16 protein-coding genes are annotated in these 17,448 nt (G+C 63.8%); 8 read left to right on the forward strand and 8 right to left on the reverse strand.

Going from position 1 to position 17,448, the window contains the following annotated elements:
- Positions 1-106: 106 nt before the first annotated feature.
- Genes SAZ10_RS22850 through SAZ10_RS22860 form a run of 3 tightly spaced genes read right to left on the reverse strand, consistent with a single transcriptional unit; the run spans position 107 to position 2,869 of the window.
- Positions 107-1,018 (reverse strand): SDR family oxidoreductase, encoded by a 912-nt coding sequence (locus tag SAZ10_RS22850; protein WP_318611692.1) that lies wholly within the window; start codon positions 1,016-1,018, stop codon positions 107-109.
- Positions 1,015-2,196 (reverse strand): tRNA epoxyqueuosine(34) reductase QueG, encoded by a 1,182-nt coding sequence (queG, locus tag SAZ10_RS22855; RefSeq protein ID WP_318611693.1) that lies wholly within the window; start codon positions 2,194-2,196, stop codon positions 1,015-1,017. Before queG ends, SAZ10_RS22850 begins: the two co-directional genes overlap by 4 nt.
- Positions 2,177-2,869, reverse strand: a complete 693-nt coding sequence (locus SAZ10_RS22860; RefSeq protein WP_318611694.1) for a glutathione S-transferase family protein — start codon at positions 2,867-2,869, stop codon at positions 2,177-2,179. Before SAZ10_RS22860 ends, queG begins: the two co-directional genes overlap by 20 nt.
- 188 nt (positions 2,870-3,057) lie before the next feature.
- Here SAZ10_RS22860 and SAZ10_RS22865 point away from each other — a divergent pair, with 188 nt between their 5' ends.
- Positions 3,058-3,864 carry an undecaprenyl-diphosphate phosphatase gene (locus tag SAZ10_RS22865; protein ID WP_318611695.1) on the forward strand — a complete coding sequence of 269 codons (807 nt, stop codon included), beginning with the start codon at positions 3,058-3,060 and terminating at the stop codon, positions 3,862-3,864.
- Positions 3,865-4,249: 385 nt separating this feature from the next.
- Here the strand turns inward: SAZ10_RS22865 and SAZ10_RS22870 are convergent, their stop codons facing one another.
- Positions 4,250-5,224 carry a complex I NDUFA9 subunit family protein gene (locus tag SAZ10_RS22870; RefSeq protein WP_318611696.1) on the reverse strand — a complete coding sequence of 325 codons (975 nt, stop codon included), beginning with the start codon at positions 5,222-5,224 and terminating at the stop codon, positions 4,250-4,252.
- A 210-nt stretch (positions 5,225-5,434) separates the two neighbouring features.
- Between SAZ10_RS22870 and SAZ10_RS22875 the strand changes: the two genes are divergently transcribed.
- A complete protein-coding gene (locus SAZ10_RS22875) occupies positions 5,435-5,965 on the forward strand; it encodes a dihydrofolate reductase family protein (protein ID WP_318611697.1) in 531 nt (176 codons plus the stop codon).
- A 66-nt stretch (positions 5,966-6,031) separates the two neighbouring features.
- On the opposite strand, the gene SAZ10_RS22880 is transcribed toward SAZ10_RS22875, so the two are convergent.
- A complete protein-coding gene (locus SAZ10_RS22880; RefSeq protein WP_318611698.1) occupies positions 6,032-7,603 on the reverse strand; it encodes a 5-guanidino-2-oxopentanoate decarboxylase in 1,572 nt (523 codons plus the stop codon).
- 231 nt (positions 7,604-7,834) lie between these two features.
- On the reverse strand, positions 7,835-8,686 hold the full coding sequence (locus SAZ10_RS22885; protein ID WP_318611805.1) for a dimethylarginine dimethylaminohydrolase family protein: 852 nt from the start codon (positions 8,684-8,686) through the stop codon (positions 7,835-7,837).
- A 266-nt stretch (positions 8,687-8,952) separates the two neighbouring features.
- Between SAZ10_RS22885 and SAZ10_RS22890 the strand changes: the two genes are divergently transcribed.
- From SAZ10_RS22890 to SAZ10_RS22910, 5 genes are all read left to right on the forward strand, one after another.
- A complete protein-coding gene (locus SAZ10_RS22890; RefSeq protein ID WP_318611699.1) occupies positions 8,953-9,804 on the forward strand; it encodes an ABC transporter ATP-binding protein in 852 nt (283 codons plus the stop codon).
- 51 nt (positions 9,805-9,855) lie between these two features.
- Positions 9,856-10,650, forward strand: a complete 795-nt coding sequence (locus SAZ10_RS22895; RefSeq protein WP_318611700.1) for a transporter substrate-binding domain-containing protein — start codon at positions 9,856-9,858, stop codon at positions 10,648-10,650.
- Between the two features lie 119 nt (positions 10,651-10,769).
- Entirely contained in the window at positions 10,770-11,480 is a 711-nt protein-coding gene (locus SAZ10_RS22900; RefSeq protein WP_412535285.1) for an ABC transporter permease, read from the forward strand.
- On the forward strand, positions 11,480-12,292 hold the full coding sequence (locus SAZ10_RS22905) for an ABC transporter permease subunit (RefSeq protein ID WP_318611701.1): 813 nt from the start codon (positions 11,480-11,482) through the stop codon (positions 12,290-12,292). The genes SAZ10_RS22900 and SAZ10_RS22905 overlap by 1 nt, the downstream gene beginning before the upstream one ends.
- Before the next feature lie 9 nt (positions 12,293-12,301).
- Positions 12,302-13,303 (forward strand): Ldh family oxidoreductase, encoded by a 1,002-nt coding sequence (locus SAZ10_RS22910; protein WP_318611702.1) that lies wholly within the window; start codon positions 12,302-12,304, stop codon positions 13,301-13,303.
- Between the two features lie 79 nt (positions 13,304-13,382).
- On the opposite strand, the gene SAZ10_RS22915 is transcribed toward SAZ10_RS22910, so the two are convergent.
- Both SAZ10_RS22915 and SAZ10_RS22920 read right to left on the reverse strand, forming a co-directional pair.
- The gene (locus tag SAZ10_RS22915; protein ID WP_318611703.1) at positions 13,383-14,291 is read right to left on the reverse strand and encodes a 3-deoxy-manno-octulosonate cytidylyltransferase; all 909 of its coding nucleotides are present in this window, start codon (positions 14,289-14,291) and stop codon (positions 13,383-13,385) included.
- A 10-nt stretch (positions 14,292-14,301) separates the two neighbouring features.
- The gene (locus SAZ10_RS22920) at positions 14,302-15,000 is read right to left on the reverse strand and encodes a glycosyltransferase (protein WP_318611704.1); all 699 of its coding nucleotides are present in this window, start codon (positions 14,998-15,000) and stop codon (positions 14,302-14,304) included.
- A gap of 369 nt (positions 15,001-15,369) precedes the next feature.
- On the opposite strand from SAZ10_RS22920, the gene SAZ10_RS22925 reads away from it, so the two are divergent.
- The gene (locus SAZ10_RS22925) at positions 15,370-17,448 is read left to right on the forward strand and encodes an acyltransferase family protein (protein WP_318611705.1); all 2,079 of its coding nucleotides are present in this window, start codon (positions 15,370-15,372) and stop codon (positions 17,446-17,448) included.

The raw sequence follows: 17,448 nt of genomic DNA on the forward strand, positions 1-17,448 counted from the left end.
CGACCCTCCAAATCCCCGGCCCTGAGCTGTCAGTCCGGCAGCCGACTCTCGGCTTGCGTGGTTGCCAGTTGGTTAACGAAGCCGCTCCGAATGGCGAACGTCCCGTTCAAGCGCTCATCGGGCTCGCCGCATCCGCCTCGCCCTCGCCACGCCAGTCGTCGGCTGCCCACATCGCATCCAGCGCAGCGTGATAGTTCGGAAAGGCGAAGCGATAGCCGGCGGCTTTGACTGCCAGGTTCGAGACACGCTTGTTCTCGCCGTAGAATGACCTCGCCATTGGCGAAATTTGGGCGGTCTCGAACGGAATTTCTGGCGGAGGCTCGATGCCCATTCTCTTTGCGGCATAGGCGATGACGTCTTGCGGCGGAGCCGGCTCGTCGTCGGTGATGTTGAAAATCCCGCCGGTGGCGCTCCTCGAAAGGTGCTTCAACGCGCCCGCGATGTCGGCGACGTGGATGCGGTTGAAGACCTGTCCGGGTTTGACGAGTCGCCGGGCCGTGCCCTTCTCGAGATTGACGAAAGCGTTACGGCCCGGCCCGTAGATGCCGGAGAGCCTGAGCACGGCGAGCGGCACGCCGCGCTCATGCCCGAAGCCGATCCAATCGCGCTCGGCAGCGACGCGCAGTGTCGAGCGCCGCGACACGGGCCGGCACTCGCTCGTCTCATCCACCCAGGCGCCGCCATGGTCGCCATAGACCCCGACGGTCGACAGATAGCCGACCCATCTCAGCCTCGGCGTTTCCGCAAGAAGCGCTTCGCGAGCGACGGCGAGCACGGGATCGCCGGCTTCGGTCGGTGCGGCCGAGATGACAAGGTGGGTCGTCATCGTAAGCGCCAGTCGGACCGCATCCGCAACGGTTTTGCCGTCGAAAGCATACGGCTCGATGCCGGCTTTCAGCAGGCGGTCGAACTTGTCCTCGGACCGTGACGTGCCGTCGATTTGCGCCTCGCCTGCCGCCAGCCGGCCGAATGCGCGGCCGGAATAGCCGGCTCCGAAGATGAAATAGCGATTCGTCACGCGGCGTCCCCGGTGGCGTGGACCATGTCGATGGCGTGGCCAGTCGCTGCCTGCCATTCGGCAAGGACATGGCCGTCGGCTTCGGCTGCGGCGCGTTCTGCAGCCAACGCCCGCAGCGCCGAGCGTGAGATCAGCCGCGAGAGTGCCCATACAGCCGCGCCCCTGACCAGCGCCGAGGCATCGTCCAGCAGGCTGTTGCAGCGCTCGGCAAGCGAAGCATCGCCGGAATTGCCGGCGGCAATCAAGACATTGCGCAGGAAGCGGTCTCGGCCGATTCGTTTAACCGGCGAGCCGGAAAACAGAGTCCGAAAACCGGCATCGTCGAGCGTCAAGAGCTTGGCGAGCGAGGGGGTGCGCAGATCGTCACGCGCCACGAATTTGGCTTCCGAGGCGACCTTGGCGAACTTGTTCCATGGGCAGGCCGCCAGACAATCGTCGCAGCCATAGATGCGGTTGCCGATTGCCTTGCGGAATTCGACGGGAATCGGGCCCTTGTTCTCGATGGTGAGATACGAGATGCAGCGCCTCGCATCGAGCCGGTAGGGCGACGGAAATGCATTCGTCGGGCAGATGTCGAGGCAGGCGCGGCAGGAACCGCAATGATCCTCTTCGCCGGCATCCAGCGTGAGCTCCGCGGTCGTGAAGATGCTGCCGAGGAATAGCCAGGAGCCGAACTCACGGCTCACGAGATTCGTGTGCTTGCCCTGCCAGCCGAGCCCGGCGGCCTCGGCGAGCGGCTTTTCCATGACGGGCGCCGTATCGACGAAGACCTTGACGTCCGCCCCGCCTCGGGCCGCGATCTTTCCGGCCAGTTCCTTCAGCTTGCCCTTGATGACGTCATGATAGTCGCGGTTTTGCGCATAGACGGAAATCACGCCGCGGTCGCGCTGCGCCAGCGCTTCGCGCGGGTCGATGTCCGGCCCGTAATTCATGCCGAGCATGACGATCGAGCGCACGTCCGGCCACAGCGTGCGTGGATCGCCGCGCCGCGCGGCCGTTTCCTCCAGCCAGGCCATCGACCCATGATGGCCGGCTGCGACTGCCATGGCGAGCCGCTCGGGTGCGAGCGGGATCGAATCAGGAGCAACGACGGCGACGCAGTCGAAGCCCAGCCGTTTCGCCTCGCGCTCGATGAAGCCGCGCAGCTGTTCCTTGGTGCTAAAAGTCGAGGTCCGCATAATGCGATACCGGCGTCAGTCCGCGCACGCGGTCGCCGAGCAGCGGCCGGAACGACGGCCGCGATTTCACTCTGGAGTACCAGTCGCGCGCCAGGGGATACTCCGTCCAGTCGATCTCGCCGAGATAGTCGAGCACCGAGAGCGTCGCCGCTGCGGCGAGGTCTGCATAGGTAATTCGGCTACCCGCAAGCCAGTTGCGCGTGCCGGTCAGCCAGTTGGTGTATTTCATGTGCTGACGGATATTGGCGCGCGCCGCGCGGATGGCTGCCGAATCCGGCGAGCCACCGCCCTGCCCGGTGGGCATCATCGGCTTGAGCACCCGCTCGCGCACCAGATGCCGCGTTACCTCGCTTTCGGTCTTCGACAAGAACCAGTCGGCCAGCCTGCGGATCTCGGCACGGTCCATCGGATCTTCGGCAAACAGCCGGCGCTCGCGCTTGAGCACCCCACGCGTCTCGTCGAGATATTCGGCTATGACCGAGGCCCCGACGATGGGCACGTCGCCCTCCGCGAGCAATACGGGCAGCGTCGCGGCCGGGTTCATCGCCAGAAATTCTTTTCGTCTTGCCCAGGGCTTTTCCTCGATGAGGACCAATTCTTCGCCATACTCGCCGAAGGCGAGGCGGACGAAACGGCAGGCGGCGAGCATCGGGTGATGAAAAAGCGTGAGCATGGTTCCGCGACATTCCGGCGCTGGCTATTGCAAGTTCACGCCGCTATGACTTGCGCGCGTCCGGTGAACCGGGCGGCAGAAAGGCCCCGACCTATAGGGGCAGTTCAGTTTCCTGACAAGCAATCCCCTTCGGCAATCCCCTTCGGCAATCCAGGCCGGCTAAGCCCTTAATCCGGATTAGGTGAACCATGGCAAGTCAAGCGATCGGCGATGCGCTCGCACTCGGCATCTTGGAGGGACTGACAGAGTTCATCCCTGTTTCTTCGACCGGGCATCTGCTGCTCGCTGGTCACTTTCTTGGCTTCGAATCGACCGGCAAGGCTTTCGAGGTTCTTATCCAGCTTGGCGCGATTCTGGCCATCCTTTCGGTCTATTTCAGCAGGCTGCTGAAGATCCTGTTCGACCTGCCGTCCGACCCGCGCGCGCGCCGTTTTGTGATGGGCGTCCTGGTTGCCTTCCTTCCGGCTGCGGTCATCGGCGCGCTGGCACATGATTTCATAAAGAATGTGCTGTTCGAGACGCCGAAACTGATTTGCATCATGCTGATCCTCGGCGGGGTGGTGCTCCTGTGGGTCGATCGCTGGGCTCTCACCCCGAAATATCGCAGCATCATGGATTTCCCGCTGCCGGTTTGCCTCGGCATCGGCCTGTTTCAATGCCTGGCGATGATCCCCGGCACGTCGCGTTCGGGCGCGACCATCGTGGGCTCGATGCTGCTCGGCGCAGACAAGCGCTCCTCGGCCGAATTCTCCTTCTTCCTGGCCATGCCGACCATGCTCGGGGCCTTCGTTTTCGATCTTCTGAAGAATCGCGACCTGTTGTCGGCTTCCGACGTGCCGGTGATCGCGACCGGTTTCGTCGCGGCCTTCATCGTCGCCGTCATCGTCGTGCGCTACCTGCTCGACTACGTGTCGCGCCACGGCTACGCGCTGTTTGCCTGGTGGCGGCTGATCGTCGGCGTAGTCGGCCTGGCGGCATTGATTGCGTGGGGTTAGACCCTGCTTTTAGGTTGACGCAGGCTTCATGCCCCGAAAGCCACTTGGACCGGCGGTGGGGATTACCAGCGGGCTTAGGGTTTGACCGCCGGCGCCGCCCTCATCTGCCTGCCGGCATCTTCTCCCGTAGAACGGGGAGAAGGGCGACTGCCGCTTTGATTTCACTAATCGGCGACGTTGCAGAACAAGCGCCTTCAAAAACGGCCGGCGTTCTTCTCCCCGTTTACGGGGAGAAGTGCCCGGCAGGGCGATGAGGGGCAACGCCGACGGTCAAAAAACTACCATCGTCGGTATCAGCAGAACGCTCGGGTGTCTCGACTCTGAAACTCGAGTTCGCTCACAGCCTGATATCAGTCAGGCGAACTTCGAAATCAGCGCGCTGCGCTTACGCCTCTGTCCTGCGCGTGAACTGGCCGGCCGGCCGGTAGCGCCAGAGATAGGTTGGCAGGATAGCAGCAGTCGACTGTGGCTGGATGCCGAGGCCGGCAAGCGTCCGCCCCTGACCCTCAGCTTCTGCCGAAACGACATTGTCGCGCTGAAGCAGTACGACCTGATCGCGGGTGAGTGGCGGATTGGGCAGCAGGCCGAGGATCGAGCCCTGGATGCGGGCGGCCCACCACGGGACGGGAACGAGCATCCGCTGGCGGTCGATCACCTCCAGCATCTCCTCCATGCACTCGCGGAAGGTGAGCACTTGGGGACCGCCAAGCTCGTAGATCTTGCCGCGCTCGACCTCGTCGTCCACCGAGCGGGCAAAGGCTTCGGCGACGTCACCGACATAGACCGGCTGGAACCTCGTATGGCCGCCGCCGATCAGCGGCAGCATGGGCGAGAAGCGCGCCATCTCGGCGAAACGATTGAAGAAGCGGTCCTCCGGGCCGAATACGATCGAAGGGCGGAAGATCACAGCATCCTCGACGGTTTCCAGCACGGCCTTCTCGCCCAGGGCCTTGGTGCGCGCATAGGCCGAGGGCGAATCGAGACTCGCGCCGAGCGCGGAGCCGTGTGTCAGGCCGGCTTTGGCCGCTCGTGCGGCTTCAGCCACGGCGCGTGCGCCGAAATCCTGGACATTGTTGAACGTCTGTCGCCCCGATTGATGGAGTATGCCGACCAGGTTGACTACATGGTCGGCGCCTTCGACTGCGCGGTCGATCGACCAGCGCACGCGGACATTGGCTTGCACCGGTTGGATCTGGCCCATATTGCCGAGCGGCTGCAGATGGCCCGCAAGGTCCGGCCGTCGCGTGGCGACACGGATCCGATAGCCGCGCCTGGCGACCGCCCGCACGACATGGCGTCCGAGGAAACCGGAGCCGCCGAAAATGGTGACGAGCTTCGGGACTTCGGTGACGACGGTCATGTGGCGGCTCCTCGCGGAAAGCTAGGCAATTGAGCCAGTCTCATAGTCGGTTTCACGGCCGCCGCAAAGCCCGCTTAGCCAAAGCTCTGGCGAAGCGCTATGGAAGCCGAAAAACCAGTTGCGAGATAAAATCAATCGATCTAGCTTACAACTGATTGCATAACGCAATCAGATCCGCGCGGATTTGCCGTCTAAGGAAGGGAACTGGATATGGCTAGGCTTGTGTTCGGAATGAACCAGTCCCTGGACGGCTACGTCGATCATATGGCGTTTGGGCCAAGCCCCACCCTCTTCCGCCACTTTATCAAGGAGGCTCAGGGGCAGGCGGGCAGTGTTTACGGTCGCCAGATATATGAGATCATGCGTTACTGGGACGTCGATCATCCTCAATGGGATGCGGATCAACATGCCTTCGCGGCGGCGTGGCGGAACCAGCCGAAATGGGTCGTCTCGCGCTCTTTGAAGTCGGTCGGCCCCAACGCGAGGCTTGTCGAGGATGATCTTGAGGGAGCGATCCGCAAGCTGAAGGCCGAGCGCGACGGGGAGATCGAAGTTGCCGGCCCGGGCTTGGCGCAAAGCCTCACCGAACTTGGCTTGATCGATGAGTATCGAATCTACCTGCACCCCGTCGTGCTTGGTCACGGTAAGCCATATTTCGCCGGACCCCGCCCGCCGCTCCGCTTTATGGCTCATGATCGGATTTGCGAGGACGTGATCAGGTTGACCTACGTTCCTGCTTAACGTCGCGACTCGCCGGATGAAAATCGCCGCTGAAGTCTGGTCGCCTGAGGCCGTGCTGTGACGCCTTCAACTGACGATGATCTCGATCAGGCATGCCTCTCCGGTATGGCGGGCCTTCTTCAGGGCATTTGGAAGGCCGTTTAGGTCTGACAGCCGTTCAGCCTTCATCCCATAGGCCTCCGCGACCCTCAGGAAATCCGGCGGGGCCGGCGAGACCCCGACGGGTTCGATGCCGGCGTCGCGCATCGAGGTTTCGATCTCGCGATAGCCGCGATTGTTCCAGATCACGAAGATGACAGGTGCCCCGGCATCGAGCGCGGCGCCCAGCTCCGGCATGGTGAATTGGAAGCCGCCATCGCCGGTAAGGCAGACGACCGGCGTATCGGGCGCGGCAAGTGCGGCGCCGATCGCCGCCGGTGGCCCATAGCCCAGCGCCCCATAGCCGGTCGCGGCGTTGAACCAGCCGCCTGGCCGGTCATGGTCGTAATAGAGGTTTGCTGCATAGACCGGCTGTGTCGAATCGCCAACGATGATCGCCCCAGGGAGCGCATCGCGGATCGCCTCGAGCGCGCGGAGCTGGTGGCGCATATCCGGTGTCAGCTCGGCCAGCGCAGCCTCTCTGGCCACGGCTGCGCGCGCTGGGCCGTCATTACGACCGCTCGGCGCAACCGCGGCAGCGAGCGGCAGGAGCGCCTCGCCGCAATCGGCGAGAATCCCCAGCGCTGCCGGCCGGCGCTCGAGCTGCGCCTGGTCGATATCGATGCGAACGAGGCTTCGCGGCATGGTGAAGCCGCCATCGCCATACATGTCGTAGTCGGTCGGGCCGAACTCGGTGCCCGCGGCGATCACCAGATCGGCCGCGTCGATCAGCGCGCGTACCGGCTTCAGGCTCGGGCTTGCGGGCACGCCGAGCGGGTGGCCGTGCAGGAGCCCGCGCGCATTGGCGGTCAGCACGACAGGAGCGCCTAGCCTTTCCGCGAGATCGCGCAGCGCCGGTTCGGCGCGCCTGGCGCCGCCGCCGGCCAGGATCAGCGGCCTCGATGCGGTCGCCGCCAGCCTCGCCGCCTCTTCGATCGCCTTTGGATCAGGCTTGGGCGGCCCGGCGCGCACCGGCACGGCCGTCGGCATGCCGGCGTCTTTTGCCATGGCATCGAGCGGAATCTCGATGTGGACCGGCCCGGGCCGGCCGGAGGCGAAAATCGTAAAGGCGCGGGCCAGCGCCTCGGCCAGCGCGCCCGGTTCGGCCACGCGCTCGGAAGACAGCGCGACGGTCGACAGCATGCCACGTTGGTCGGGCAGCTCGTGGAGAAAGCCGAGGCCCTTGCCGAGCGTTGTGGTGGCGTTGACACCGGAGATCACCAGAACCGGCACCGAATCGGCGCGTGCCTGCGCCATCGCGGTGATCGTGTTGGTAAGGCCTGGGCCGGTGATGACGAAGGCGACGCCGGGTTTGCCGGACACGCGTGCGTAGCCGTCCGCCATGAAGGCTGCGCCCTGCTCGTGGCGCGGCGTGATATGGCGGATCCTCGACGTCGCGAGCCCGCGATAGAGCTCGATCGTGTGCACGCCCGGTATGCCGAAGACGGTATCGACGCCATGCGCTTCAAGGAGCGTGATCAGTGCTTCGCCGAGGGTCATGCAATTTGCCTCCTTGCCATAGCGGCAAGGTCGCGCCCCCTCGCGCCCCCCTCTGTCCTGCCGGACATCTCCCCCACGAGGGGGGAGATTGGACGGCCGCTTTTATTTCGCCAATCGCCTGCGTCGGAGATTGGCGAAACCATCGATGACAGCCAATCTCCCCCCTTGTGGGGGAGATGTCCGGCAGGACAGAGGGGGGCAACGTAGAGCACCGACATATCTGACAACGATCTAGCCCTGCCTCAAAATCGGCCGCGTCAGACATGTCGGGCCGCCCTCGCAGGCGATGCAGAGTGCATCGGCCTCGAAGGTCTGCACCCGGCAGCCTGCCGCCTCCATGGCGGCTTTCGTTTTCGGAAAGCCGGCGACCATGATCACGTCACGCGGGCTGGTCGGCAGGACGTTGAGGCTCAGCCCGTTGCTCTCCGTGAACTCGGCGGGGTCGCCTTCGACCAGGCCGATGCCGCGCGCCCTGAGAAGCTGGTAGAAGGCCGCCGGAAGCAGCGGCGAATGGACCAGCGCCAGGTCGTCGGCGAGCGGGCTGATCACAGACATCAGGTGCAGGCACGCTTCCTCGCCCATCCACAGCGGCAGGTCATAGCCGAGCACCGCGAAACCCAGGGGCTCGAGGATCGCCGCCATCTGCGCGATCCCGGACTGGTTGGTGCGCACGCCGCGGCCGATGGCCAGCGTCCTGTCGTCGATCCAGACGCAGTCGCCGCCCTCGACCTGGCCGGGATTTTCGATGCGGCCGAGAATTGGAATCCCGAGCCGTTCGTAGGCAGCCTCGTGCAACGCCGGCTCGGCGCGGCGCAGCGCCTTGCCCATGGCAAGGATGATCGCGCCGTTTTCCGTCATCAGTGACGGATCATGCGTGAACACGGAATCGGACAGCCCGTCGTCCTCGTCCGGCAGCCATTCGATCGCCGCACCCGAGGCGGCGACCAGATCGGCGAAGGCGCGATGCTGTTCAGCGGCACGCGTCGACTCGAAGCCCGCCCCGTAGTGCCATTGGCGAGGCTCCGCGCGGCGCATCGCGCCGGCGGCCGAGCGCATCAGCACGCGCTTGAGTGGCGCGGCCATGGACTGTGCGCCGAACATCCTGCCGGTCTGGATATTCACGATGCTCCCTCCTTCGCGCCCGCATGCCGACCCGCGACTTGACCGGTTTTTCCTCCTCCCAAAGAGGGCAGCCAGCCAGGCTCCGCGAGGCCACGAACGGCGCCGAGCCTACGCGACGTCGCGGCCGGCTACTAGCCGCATTGCGACGAAAGCCGCCGCCGCCGAGGTTGACGGAGGCTCGTCTGACGGTTCATGTTGGCCGGCGTGGGAGTGAGTATGACAGGGTGATGACGAGCGCGGAGCTGGACGCGGGCGACGCCGTCCAAAGCCGGAACGGTGAACAAACACGCGCCCCCGGCTACGGTCGCAATGAAGCGGCCGAGGCGATCCATGTCGAGAACCTGCACAAGAAATTCGGCCAGCTCCATGTGCTGAAGGGCGTCTCGCTTTCGGCGCGCGATGGCGACGTGGTCGCCATCATCGGCGGCTCGGGCTCGGGCAAGTCGACGCTGTTGCGCTGCATCAACTGCCTCGAGAACCCGACCAGCGGCATCATCCGGGTGAACGGCGAGGAGATCAAACTGAAGGCCGACAGCCACGGCCACACCCATCCCGCGGACCGCCGCCAGATCGAGCGCATTCGCTCGCGGCTCGGCATGGTGTTCCAGAACTTTAACCTCTGGAGCCACATGACCCTCCTCGAGAATGTGATCGAGGTTCCGGTGCATGTGCTCGGCGTCAAGCGCGACGAGGCGGTCGCCGCCGCCGAGAAGCTGCTTGCCCGGGTCGGGCTTTCCGACAAGCGCGACGTTTATCCCGCATTTCTTTCAGGCGGTCAGCAGCAGCGCGGAGCGATCGCCCGCGCGCTCGCAATCCAGCCGCGGGTCATGCTGTTCGACGAGCCAACCTCCGCCCTCGACCCCGAGCTGGTCGGTGAGGTGCTGAGGGTGATCGCCGACCTGGCGCGCGAGGGGCGCACCATGATCCTGGTTACCCATGAGATGAAATTCGCGCGCGAGGTCGCGAGCCACGTCGTCTACCTCTACAACGGGCTGGTCGAGGAAGAGGGACCGCCCGACCAGATTTTCGGCGCGCCGAAGTCGGAGCGCCTGAAGCAGTTTCTGCGCAATGTTGGATGATTGCGCAGCAAAAGTCGGGAACGATCAATCAAAAAAGGGAGAAGTGAACTGATGAGAACAATTCTGAAGACGGCCCTCGTGGCCGCCGCGATCGCGCTTTCCGGCGCGTATGCGGCGAGCGCCGAACAGATCAAGGTCGGCTTCTCGCCCGAAGCCTACCCGCCCTTCTACCAGCAGGACGCATCGGGCAATTGGGGCGGCTGGGAGGTCGAGATCGTCAATGCGATCTGTGCCGAAGCGAAGGTCGAATGCGTGCTGACGCCGATTCCCTGGGACGGGCTGATCCCGGCGCTTAAGACCAAGAAGATCGATGCGATCATGAACTCGATGTCGATCACCGACGAGCGCAAGAAGGAAATCGACTTTTCGGACAAGTACTATAACACGCCGACTGCGGTCATCGGCGCGAAGGACCAGAAGTTCGATGCGACGCCCGAGGGGCTGAAAGGCAAGGTGGTCGGCGTGCAGGTGTCGACTGTGCATGCCGCCTACGCCAAGAAGCACTTCAAGGATGCCGCCGAGATCAAGGAATACCAGACTCAGGACGAGGCCAACCAGGACCTCGTTGCCGGCCGCATCGACGCTACCCAGGCCGACTCGATCGCCCTCGATGCTTTCCTGAAATCCGACGACGGCAAGGCCTGCTGCGACCTCAAAGGCTATGTCGCGCCCGATCTCGAAGTCCTCGGCCCCGGAGTGGGCGCAGGTGTACGCAAGGACGACGCGGCGCTGAAAGACAAGATCAACGCCGGCATCAAGGCCATCCGCGCCAATGGCAAATATGCCGAGATCACCAAGAAGTACTTCGACTTCGACATCTACGGCGACGAGAAGCAGACCAACTGACGCTCTTGCCGGGCCGTCGCCTCAGGTGCGGCGGCCCGATTCGCCACGGAACAGCCTTGATCCAAGCGCGGGGGAGTGACCTGCACGATATCCTTGCTGCCGTTTTCGGTGCCAGCTCGCTGGAGCTGCTGGCGCTCGAGCCGCCGGGCAGAGGCGCCAGCCTTCTTTATGGGTTCGCGACTTCCGTAACCATCGCAATCGGCGCATTCGGACTGGGCGTGCTGATCGGCATCGGCGGGGCCTATGGCAAGCTCTATGGCAATGCCGTCCTTCGGGATCTGCTCGAAGTGTACACGACACTGATTCGCGCCGTGCCGGAGCTGATCTGGATTTTGCTGCTTTATTACGCAGGGACAGACCTCATCAACCAGCTGGTCACGGCTCTGGGCTATGGCGCGATCGATATCAACGGCTTCATCGCCGGCATGTGCGTTCTCGGGGTCGTGCAGGGCGCCTATTCGACCGAAGTGCTGCGTGGCGCGATCCTGGCGATCCCGCAGGGACAGATAGAGGCCGCCCGCGCCTACGGCATGTCCCCAAGCCTGCTGCTTCGCCGCATCACGCTGCCGGCCATGATCCCCTATGCGATTCCCGGCCTTGCCAATCTCTGGCTGATTGCCACCAAGGACACGGCGCTGCTGGCGATCGTCGGCTTCAACGAGCTCACTCAGGTCACGCGCAACGCAGGAGCGAGCACCAAGGCCTATTTCACCTTCTTCACCGCCGCCGGCGTATTGTATCTGATGCTCACGCTCGCCTCGAACCTCATCATCGCGCGCATCGAGCGCTGGGCGCGGCGCGGCATGCCATCCGTAGCCGGAGGGCTTTGATGGCAGAGATCGCCTTCATCAACAGGACGAGACGGCAGCGCGTGTTCGGCTGGCTGCAGCCGCATCGCATCGTCCTTATCCTGATCGCCCTCGCCCTCGTGGTGCTGTGTGCTTACTACATGCGCTGGGACTGGCTGCCGAACTATGCAGATCTCGCGGTCCAGGGCATCTGGCGAACGATCTGGCTGCTGCTCGTGACAACGGTGCTCGGCCTCGCCCTGGCGATCCCGCTCGGCTTCTGGCAGGCGGCAGGCCCGCGCTGGCTCGGCGTGCCCGCCAAGGTTTTCTGCACCGTAATCCGCGGCACGCCGCTGCTCCTGCAGCTCTGGCTGCTCTATTTCGGGCTGGGTTCCCTCTTTCCGCAGTTTCCCTGGATCCGCGAATCCTTCCTGTGGCCGTATCTGCGCCAGGCCTGGCCGTATGGCGTGCTGGCGCTGACGCTTTCCTATGCCGGCTATGAGGGCGAGGTGATGCGCGGCGCCTTTGCCGGCGTCCCGAAGGGGCAATTGGAGGCGGCGCGGGCCTTCGGCATGAGCAGCTGGAAGCTCTTCCGGCGCATCTGGCTGCCGCAGGCCCTCCATCGCGCCCTGCCGACCCTTGCCGGCGAAACCGTGCTTCAGCTCAAGGCAACCCCGCTGGTGGCGACGATCACGATGGTCGACATCTATTCCGTCGCCTCGCGGGTCCGCCAGGAAACCTTCATCACCTATGAGCCGCTGCTGCTGCTCGCGCTCGTCTATCTCACGATTACCGGCATACTCGTGTTCCTGTTCCGCAGGCTGGAAGCGCGCATTCCGGTCAGGCTCGGATAGGAGAGGGGAATGCCTGATATCGTAAGGATGACGCTCGACGAGGCGACCACGCTCTGCGAACGCAGTGCCATCGCCGCCGGCGCAAGCCCTGAGGTCGCGCTTTCGCTCGCCCGCTCGGCCGTTGCCGCGGAGGCGGACGGGCAGGCCGCGCTCGGCGTATCTCATTTCATCGATTATCTCGACGCGCTGAAGGCGGGCCGCATGGACGGCGGTGCCGTGCCCGAGATCACGCAACCGGCGCCGGCGATCATCCTCTCCGATGCCAAGGGCGGGGCGGCCCATCCTGGTTTCGACGCGGCTTTTGAGAAGCTTGTCGAGACGGCAAACACCTTCGGCATCGCGTTCTTCACGCAGAGGAACGCCTACACCTGCGGTGCGCTCGGCTATTTCGTCGGACGGCTCGCCGCGCGCGGGCTGGCGGGACTAGCCGCGACCAACGGCCCGCCGCTTCTTGCGGGCTCAGGCTCGACCAAGCCAGTCTACTGCACCAACCCGATGGCCTTTGCAGCCCCCGTCGCCAGCGGACCGCCGCTTGTGATCGACCAATCGTCGAGCGCGACGGCCTTTGTCAGCCTCCGGGCCGCCGCAAAGAGGGGCGAGACAATACCGGCGGGTTGGGCAATCGACGCCGAGGGCCGCCCGACGACCGATCCTTTCGCTGCAATGAAGGGCGCCCTGCTTGCATTCGGCGGCGGGCGCGGCGCCAATATCGCACTGATGGTCGAGGTGCTCGCGGCCGGTTTCAACGGCGCCAACTGGTCGCTCGACGCGCCGTCCTTCGATGCGGGTGCCGAAGGTCCCGGCACGGGCATGACGGTGATCGCCATCGCGCCGCGCCTGATCGATCCGGATTTCGAGGCAAGGCTTGCCCGGCAGATCGAGCGGTTGTCCGGCGAGTACGGCGTTCACATTCCCGGCCGCGCCAAGGCCAACGCGCGGGAGCGGCTGCTACGGGAAGGCCTTGAGATCCCGCGCGCAGTCCACGACCGGATTGCCGGTGTTAAGTCCTGATCTCGCAGCTCCCGGGCGGCAGTTGATTTCGCTTCGAGACGTTCGGCGGCGATGACGCCACACAAGCCAACGACGCTTCTTAGTCCCCTCGCGGCTTTCCCTTCATACCGCCTTTCAGGCGACGGACGGCGGTCTCGATCGGCCTGACGCTGCGGATCACGGGCCTTAGGCCGCCGAAGAAGTTCTTGATCGACCGATTGACCCGCATCATCGAGATCAGCTTGTCGATCTCCATATTGGCGCCCTCGAGGCGCTCGGAGAGGATTTCGGCTGCCGCAAGCGAGATGTCCGCCTCCGTGATTTCGGGGAACCGCTTGGTCAGCGCAGCATAGGAAGACGGGTGCTCGGCGTTCGCAATCGTCAGCCGGCCGGAGCGTACCAGCAGGCGCTGCACCGTCTGCTCGAACGTCCAATCGTGGATGTGGAATATCTGCAGGCGATCGCTGCGCTTGCCGGAAAAGCCAGCCAACACGGTTTTCCTGTCCGGAACGAGCTCGCAGAGCCAGACCGCAAGCGCAAATCCGGTGCTGGGCAGATGGTCGGAGGGGTAGAAATCCCGGAAATGATCGGTCAAATCGAGCAGGCCGGCCGGGACGCTGCCGAAGGCGCTTGCTGGGGTGACCTTTTCCTCCGAGCCCGCACGGATGGACAGGATCCCGAGGAAACGGTCCGCAGGAAAATAGCTTACGACATCACCCAACTCGCCGCGATTGAGGATTTTGACGCCGGCGGTGCCGCTTCGGACTGCAAGCAGGGCATGGCCATCGAAGGGTCGCTTGAGAACCTTGTAGACCTTGTTGAAAAAGACGAACAGCGCATCGCGCGGCAGCGCTGCGCGCAGCGCCTCGATATCGACCTCGTCGCTGTTGGCGACCAGCACAATCGTCGAGTAGGAAGCAAAGAACGACCGCCAGTCCTCGGTCGTCGAAAGCCCTGCAGTCGCGCCCGCCGACGGCTTCGCCGCTCCAACTGGGCTGTCGAGGGGCATCTTGGAATACCTATCCCTTGGGCTCGCGCTGGGTCACATGCAGCGTGCGCTCGCGCATTGCGAACCATTCATCCGCATAGTCGTCGTCACGGTATTCGTTGAAATACGGCCCGCCATCCGTGAAATGCACCATCTTGGCATCCGGCCTGTAGTCGTATTCGTTGACCAGGTAGTTCCATGTGACCGGCAACTCGCCGATATGGTCATCGCTGTCCAGCCACTTGAACTGATGGAGCTGCAGGCCGGTGGCGGTATTGACATAGTCCGGCGAAAGGGCACGGCACTTGGCGTTGTTGAACAGCATCACGCTCGACCAGTTCTTCTTTTCGTATTTGGTCTGGACCTGGCCGAGAAACTTCTGCTCGATCTTCGGCACGTAGTCGTGCTTCACGCACATGACGGCATAGCGGTCGTCGCGCAGGGCCCATAGTTCGGCGATATCGGCGCGCGCCAGCATGTCGCAATCCATGAAGAGGCTCCAGCCTTCATAGGAGCTGAGGTATGGCACCAAAAACCGCGAAAAGGAGAATTCGGTCGACTGCAGCGCATTGCGCTCGCGCGTGAAGAGACCGTCGAGATGGCCGAGCACGATCGGCGAAAACATCACCGGCATCGATGAATGCTCGATGATGCTCTGCGCGAGCACGTGATAGGCCACGACTTCCTTGGAATCGAAGCCGACGAAAATACGTGCGATCGTATCGGTCATTATTCGTTCGTCCCCCGCCCAACCCTGATGTTGGTGGGCTCGATGCCCGATCTCAATGAGATCGTTGCCGGCGGTCCTCTCTCCGGTCCCGACCCTTCGTGCTCCCCTCTCGGCGGCACTTCGGGAAGGGCAAAGCGCACTCGCTTCGCTGCGGTTAACTAAGTGACGTGTGCTACATTAGGAAACGAACTCAGACAAGGGTGCCAGGCTTCGGCTCCACAAGCTACTCCCATCCGGATGCATGTCTCCTCCTTGGCATCTGACCGCTCCCGGTTCGGCATCGTTCCCGGACGGGATCATAATCCCGCCCCGCTTCGGATATAGTCGCGCGCCACAAGCTGCCGGCCGGGGATTCCCAGGAGAGTCGGGTTGAATGTCATATTGCCGCGTCGGGTCGCGCAGGCACCGACGCAGAAACATCCTGCCGGCCGGGTGCTGTACCGGGCCGACATCGACGGGCTGCGCGCCATCGCCGTGCTGCCGGTGGTGCTCTACCACGCTGGCATCCCCGGCTTCCAAGGCGGCTTCGTCGGCGTCGACGTGTTCTTCGTCATTTCCGGATACCTGATCACATCGCTGATCGCGGGCGAGATCGCCGAAGCGGACTTCAGCCTGCTGCATTTCTACGAGCGACGCGTCCGGCGCATCTTCCCGGCGCTGTTCGCCATGATGACGGCCTGTGCAATCTTCGCCTGGATGTTCTTCATGCCGGAGGAGTTCAGATTTTTCGGGCGCAGCATGCGGGCAACCGCCCTTTTCACCTCGAACATTCAGTTCGCCAGGGAAAGCGGATATTTCGACCTCGGCGCCCACATGAAGCCTTTGCTTCACACATGGTCCCTTGCAGTCGAAGAGCAATTCTACATCATCTTTCCGCTGCTGCTGGTTGCGCTCAGCCGATTTGGGCGTAGCAGAACCATCGCCACGCTTTTATTGCTATTTGCCGCGTCGCTGGCAGCAAGCGCGTGGGGCGTGTTTCAATGGTCGACTAACGCATTCTTCCTGTCGCAATTTCGCGCCTGGGAACTCATCCTGGGCGCCCTCCTGGCCTTCCAGATCGTCCCGGCGCCATCGCGGCCGTTGACCAGGCAGGTATTGGCCGCGTTCGGCGTCGGCCTGATCGCGACGGCGGTGCTCGTCTTTAACAAAAGCACGCCATTCCCCGGTCTTGCGGCATTGCTCCCGTGCTTGGGCGCGGCATTGGTCATCCACGCCAATGCCCAAGATGGTCTTGTCGGTCGAGCGCTGCAGACGCCGGCCTTGGTGTTTATCGGCCTGATCTCCTATTCCTTATACCTTTGGCACTGGCCGCTGATTGTCTTCAGTCCCTATTTCACCGGCCACCAATTATCGGTCGCCCAAGGCAGCGCGATCGTCGTCGGCTCCCTCATTCTTGCCGCTATATCATGGCGCTTCATTGAAAAGCCGTTTCGAAACCACGCCGGTCGTGTCGGCCGCAGGCCGCTGTTCGCGAGCGCGGCCGTGGCAATGGCCGCGGCGGCCTGGTTCGGCAACTATGTCGTCGCAGCGGGAGGAATGCCGGTCAGGCTGCCCGCCGCCGTGCAGACGGTTTATGCCGCAACCTACGACGTCAGTCCTTTCTATATGCCCGGCTGCTTCATCGACAACGACGACAATCGCGGGCCAGCGCTGGCCGACATTAGGTCGGGAAAGCTGTGCGGGCTGGGCAGGGAAGGCGCGACGGACCCGGCCTTCCTGGTCTGGGGCGATTCCCATGCTGCAACCATGGCGCCGGCGATCGATGCCGCCGCGGCCGAGGCGGGCGTTTTCGGACGCATCGCTGCCCACGCTTCCTGTCCCCCGCTGCCCGATGTCGAATTGCCGGACCGAGGCGAGACGGAGCGTTGCCGCGAGTTCAATGGCACGGTGCGAGATCTGATCGTGTCCCGGCATATTCCGCTCGTGTTCCTGGTGGCCTACTGGCCCAAATACGTCCACGACAGCGAACTCCCTGAGGAGGGTGTCTTCTTCGACGCGTCGATAGAACCAAGACTAGCGGACAAATCGGCGGCGATCGTTGAAGCCCTTGATCGCCTGCTGGCCGACCTCAAGCGGCACGGCACGAAGGTGGCGCTGGTCATGGATGTGCCGGAAATGGGCCGCTACGTTCCGGAAGCAGTCGCGAGGGCGATGCTGACCGGCGCCTCGACTGACGTTGCGCCGCCTTGGGACTATATCGCGAAGCGGCAGGCCCTCGCGCGCGACCTGCTGACGAAGCTTGCTGCAAAATACGGCGCGTCGATCGTCGACCCGGTCCCGGCATTCTGCAGCACCCGCCACTGCAATGCGACGCGCGATGGAATGCCGTTGTACAAGGATGCCGACCATCTTACCGCCGCAGCGGCGAGAAGCCTCGCCTATCTGTACAAGCCGGTGTTCGCATTCCCTGTTGCCCACGATGCGAGCGCGGCGGATCGCGGGTTTTGA

The organism is Mesorhizobium sp. BAC0120, assembly GCF_033542235.1.
GTDB lineage: Bacteria > Pseudomonadota > Alphaproteobacteria > Rhizobiales > Rhizobiaceae > JAWRCU01.

Excerpts from the sequence above, each read along its gene's own strand:
- SAZ10_RS22920 (WP_318611704.1), bottom strand. The coding sequence starts at position 15,000 with ATGACCGATACGATCGCACGTATTTTCGTCGGCTTCGATTCCAAGGAA.
- SAZ10_RS22880 (WP_318611698.1), bottom strand. The coding sequence starts at position 7,603 with ATGACCCTCGGCGAAGCACTGATCACGCTCCTTGAAGCGCATGGCGTC.
- SAZ10_RS22865 (WP_318611695.1), top strand. The coding sequence starts at position 3,058 with ATGGCAAGTCAAGCGATCGGCGATGCGCTCGCACTCGGCATCTTGGAG.
- SAZ10_RS22915 (WP_318611703.1), bottom strand. The coding sequence starts at position 14,291 with ATGCCCCTCGACAGCCCAGTTGGAGCGGCGAAGCCGTCGGCGGGCGCG.
- SAZ10_RS22890 (WP_318611699.1), top strand. The coding sequence starts at position 8,953 with ATGACGAGCGCGGAGCTGGACGCGGGCGACGCCGTCCAAAGCCGGAAC.
- SAZ10_RS22885 (WP_318611805.1), bottom strand. The coding sequence starts at position 8,686 with ATGGCCGCGCCACTCAAGCGCGTGCTGATGCGCTCGGCCGCCGGCGCG.
- queG (WP_318611693.1), bottom strand. The coding sequence starts at position 2,196 with ATGCGGACCTCGACTTTTAGCACCAAGGAACAGCTGCGCGGCTTCATC.
- SAZ10_RS22905 (WP_318611701.1), top strand. The coding sequence starts at position 11,480 with ATGGCAGAGATCGCCTTCATCAACAGGACGAGACGGCAGCGCGTGTTC.
- SAZ10_RS22860 (WP_318611694.1), bottom strand. The coding sequence starts at position 2,869 with ATGCTCACGCTTTTTCATCACCCGATGCTCGCCGCCTGCCGTTTCGTC.
- SAZ10_RS22910 (WP_318611702.1), top strand. The coding sequence starts at position 12,302 with ATGCCTGATATCGTAAGGATGACGCTCGACGAGGCGACCACGCTCTGC.
- SAZ10_RS22875 (WP_318611697.1), top strand. The coding sequence starts at position 5,435 with ATGGCTAGGCTTGTGTTCGGAATGAACCAGTCCCTGGACGGCTACGTC.
- SAZ10_RS22870 (WP_318611696.1), bottom strand. The coding sequence starts at position 5,224 with ATGACCGTCGTCACCGAAGTCCCGAAGCTCGTCACCATTTTCGGCGGC.
- SAZ10_RS22895 (WP_318611700.1), top strand. The coding sequence starts at position 9,856 with ATGAGAACAATTCTGAAGACGGCCCTCGTGGCCGCCGCGATCGCGCTT.